We start from the raw sequence: 3,467 nt of genomic DNA on the forward strand, positions 1-3,467 counted from the left end.
GCCCCCCCCGGCGGCCGTCGTCTCCTGGCCGGTCCCCGGTGCGCGGCCGGTTCCGCGAACGGCAGGCGTACCGGGGCGGCACGCTCATGCTAGGGCCTCGCGGGCGAGCGGGACGGCGGCCGCTTCAGGCCAATCCCGCCCCGTTCGACGGCCGGACTCCCGGCCGCGGCCGTGGAGTTCAGTTGTGCTCAGTGTGCTTCGTAGATGCCCCGGTAGTGGCCGAGCGCGCTCTCGCGGACCTTCTCCTCACTCCAGGCGGCGAAGCGGCCGGGGGCCGTCCTCGCCGGGTCTACGACCGGGTCGCCGGCCCCCAGCAGCAGGTGCGCGAGCTGCCGCCCCACGCCGCCCGCGTGGGTCACCCACGAGGCCTCGGCGAACCAGAGGCCGGGGTGCCCTTCCGCCGGGCCGACCAGTGGGATCTCGTCGGGTGTCAGGGCGAACACACCGTTGAGCCGGCGTCCGAGCGGCGCCTTCCTGAAGGCGGGTACCAGGGAGCGAGCCTCGCTGACGGCGGTGCCGAAGTCGGCCTCACGGAAGGGCCGTTCGGCCGACACCGGGGCGGCGGGCAGCGTCAGGGGCAGGGGAGTGTGCGCGTAGGTGCCCATGCCGTAGCGGCGGCCGTGGCGGCGGGTGTAGACGGAGTGGTCGGGGTAGCGGACGATCGGTGCGTCGATGGGGGTGTCGTCGAGGCCCGGCACTTCCGCCGTGAACACGTAGGGGTGCTGTACGGCCACCATGTCCAGCCGTACGCCCACGTCCGCCGCCAGGGCGGCGCCCCAGACGCCGGCCGCGAGGACGACCTGATCCGCCCTCAGCAGCGCGCCGTCCCCACCCGTCCTGACCCCGACGACCCTGTCCCCGCGGTCCGTCTCCAGCGCGCGGACGGGCGTGTTCCACCGGAAGCGGGCGCCGCGGCTTTCCGCCGCGCCGACCAGGGCGAGGGCGAGCGCGACCGGATCGGCGGCGCCGTCGTCCGGGATGTACAGCGCCCCGAGCGCCCGCTCGGGGTCGACGAGCCCGGGGGCGAGCGCGACGGCCTGTGCCGCGTCGACCACGCGCGCCTCGATGCCCAGGGCGCGGCCGTGCTCGACGTCCTGGTGGGCGCGGTGCAGCCGGCCGGGAGCGGTGGCGATCTCCAGGCAGCCGACCGGCCGGAACACGGGCGCGTCCGACGTCTTCGACACGGCGAGGTAGGCGGCGACACTGTCCTTGGCCAGCGCGGCCAGCTCCGGCGTCGAGCTGAGCCGGCCGACGAACCCGGGGGCCAGGCCCGTCGAGCCGGGCAGCACCTCCCGGGCGCGCGTGTCCAGCACGGTCACCCGGTCGTGTCCCAACAGCGTCAGGTGGTGGGCGACCGAAGCGCCCACGACCCCCGCGCCGACCACCACGATGTCTTGCACGGCAGTATGCCCTCCTCACGCCTCGCCCGGACCGGCGTGAGCCTATCCCGGCCGACGGTACGGGAGTTGGTCTTCGGCACGCTCAACTCCGCCTGAGCGCATGGGAGATGAGACACAGGAGTGATGCGGGGGCGTGCGCGGAAACACACCACGCTCCGCCGGTCGCCGCCGCGTCCCCGTGCACTGTGGACCGTGGCACGAGGCGCGTCAAGAGCCACCGCGCGACGCTCGCGCGCTGGGCGCGACGCCCGCTCCAGTCCGCCCCCATGCACCGACCAGACCGCCGAAATCCGTGTCGACGCCCTTGGTTGACAGTGGCAGAGAGCGCACTTAGCGTCGTCCGCATTCGAGTGATCAGACGCCGGTGGACGCTCGCGACTGGTTACTAATACGCATTAACACGGTGGAGGCAGCTGTGGCACCTCAACTCCGGCCGGTCAGCAGGCGAGCAGTCCTCGGCGGTGCGCTGGGCGCCGCCGCGCTGCTGGGAACGCGGTGGGCGGGCGGCACCGCGCAGGCGGCGGTCCCACCGCCCGCGGGGCCCTTCCCGCCCCTGGCGCCCCTGCCGCCGGGCGCCCCGGTCCGCGCTCTCTTCGCGCCGCTCGAACAGCGCTACGCCCCGTACCTCGCCATCCTCCCGGGCATGACGAACGACATCGTGGTCGACGACCCCGCCCAACTCGGCTTCATGGGCGGCGGCTGGTGGCGCACCCCGAGCGTCCCGACCAACGCCCGCGTGCAGGAACACGTCTTCACCCTGAGCTGGTTCCACGCCAACGCCCGTTCCTGGAACCCGTACGCGGGCGACGCGGCCCTGCTCTCCCGGCTCGACGCGGCCATCGCCCACTACCTGAACCTCCAGCACCCCGACGGCTCCTGGCCCGAGTACTCCGTCGACGAGAAGTCGAAGGCCGCGACCGGGTTCGGCATCGGGTACCTCGCGAAGACGCTCGCCAACCTCCGCAAGGCGGGAGCGCTCGCCGCACGCCGCACCCAGATCGAGACGGCACTGCGGCAGGGCATGACATGGTTCCTCGATCCCGCCAACGCCATCTGGGACGCGCCGGTCAACTTCGCGAACCAGAACACGGCCGGCCTCGCGAGCGCGACCAGGTCCCTCCAGCTCATCCCCGACAGCACACTCTCGGCCCGCCTCGCCGACCGCGTCGAGTACATCGCGGCGCACGGCCAGAGCCCCGCCGGCTTCTTCTACGAGCCGACCGGCATGGACATCGACTACAACTTCGAAGTCCTCATCCCGGAGCTGGCCGAGATCTACCACCTCACCGGCAGCTCGACGGCGCTCGACATGGCCCGTGGGTTCGCCGGCTGGTTCGGCTACAACGTCGTACGCGAACCGGACGGCTCCGGGGCGCTGACGTATGTCGCCGCGTCCGCGCGCACCGGGGTCGCGTACTACGACGACGTCGTGCCCGACCCCGACCGCACCAACCTCGGCTCGCTGTTCGTCCCCGAGATCCCCGACTTCGGAGCCTTCTTCACCTCCGCGGAGGACCGGGCGCGCACGCGCGCCGAGTGGGCGGCGGCGCCCGGACCCGCGACGGGGCCGGCCAAGCAGGACACGTCCCCGCGCATCCTCACCCACGCGGCCTACCCGGAGGCCTTCCCGTCGCGCCAGGCGAAGGCGACGGCCGTCAGCCACCTGCCCTATCTGCGCTCCGACGACTTCGCGCTCCAGCGCAAGGACACGGCGCTCGACCAGACGTACCTCTACGTCCGCAGGCCCGCCCTCTACCTCGCGGCGTTCTTCGGCAAGCGCCCGAGTGTCGACGTCCGTACCGGGCCGGGCCTGCTGTGGCACCCCGTGGCCGGAGCCCTCGTCCAGTCGCAGCGCGCGAGCGACACGCAGGTGTGGGGCAGCGTACTGGCGAACGGCAACGTCGAGGGGCACGCCGACATCGACGCCACGTACCGCATCGGCGACCGCGCCTGGGACGGCACCGAGGCGGTGCCCGGCGCCGCGCCCGTCGTGGTGGCCTACGGCCTGTCCGGCGGACGCGCGGACACCGTCCTCACGCTCGACAGGACCTCGGTCACCCGCGCCGT

Annotated in this window: 2 protein-coding genes; one reads left to right on the forward strand and one right to left on the reverse strand. The window is 73.3% G+C overall.

Features of this window, described 5'->3' with window-relative positions:
- Positions 1 to 188: 188 nt before the first annotated feature.
- Positions 189 to 1,400: an NAD(P)/FAD-dependent oxidoreductase gene (locus tag LCE31_RS37980; protein ID WP_225022703.1), complete on the reverse strand. Its 1,212-nt coding sequence runs from the start codon at positions 1,398 to 1,400 to the stop codon at positions 189 to 191.
- 415 nt (positions 1,401 to 1,815) lie between these two features.
- Between LCE31_RS37980 and LCE31_RS37985 the strand changes: the two genes are divergently transcribed.
- A partial coding sequence (locus LCE31_RS37985; RefSeq protein ID WP_225022705.1) for a hypothetical protein occupies positions 1,816 to 3,467 on the forward strand: 1,652 nt, incomplete at its 3' end.

The sequence above is a fragment of the Streptomyces sp. 8L genome (genome assembly GCF_020176795.1).
Lineage (GTDB): Bacteria > Actinomycetota > Actinomycetes > Streptomycetales > Streptomycetaceae > Streptomyces.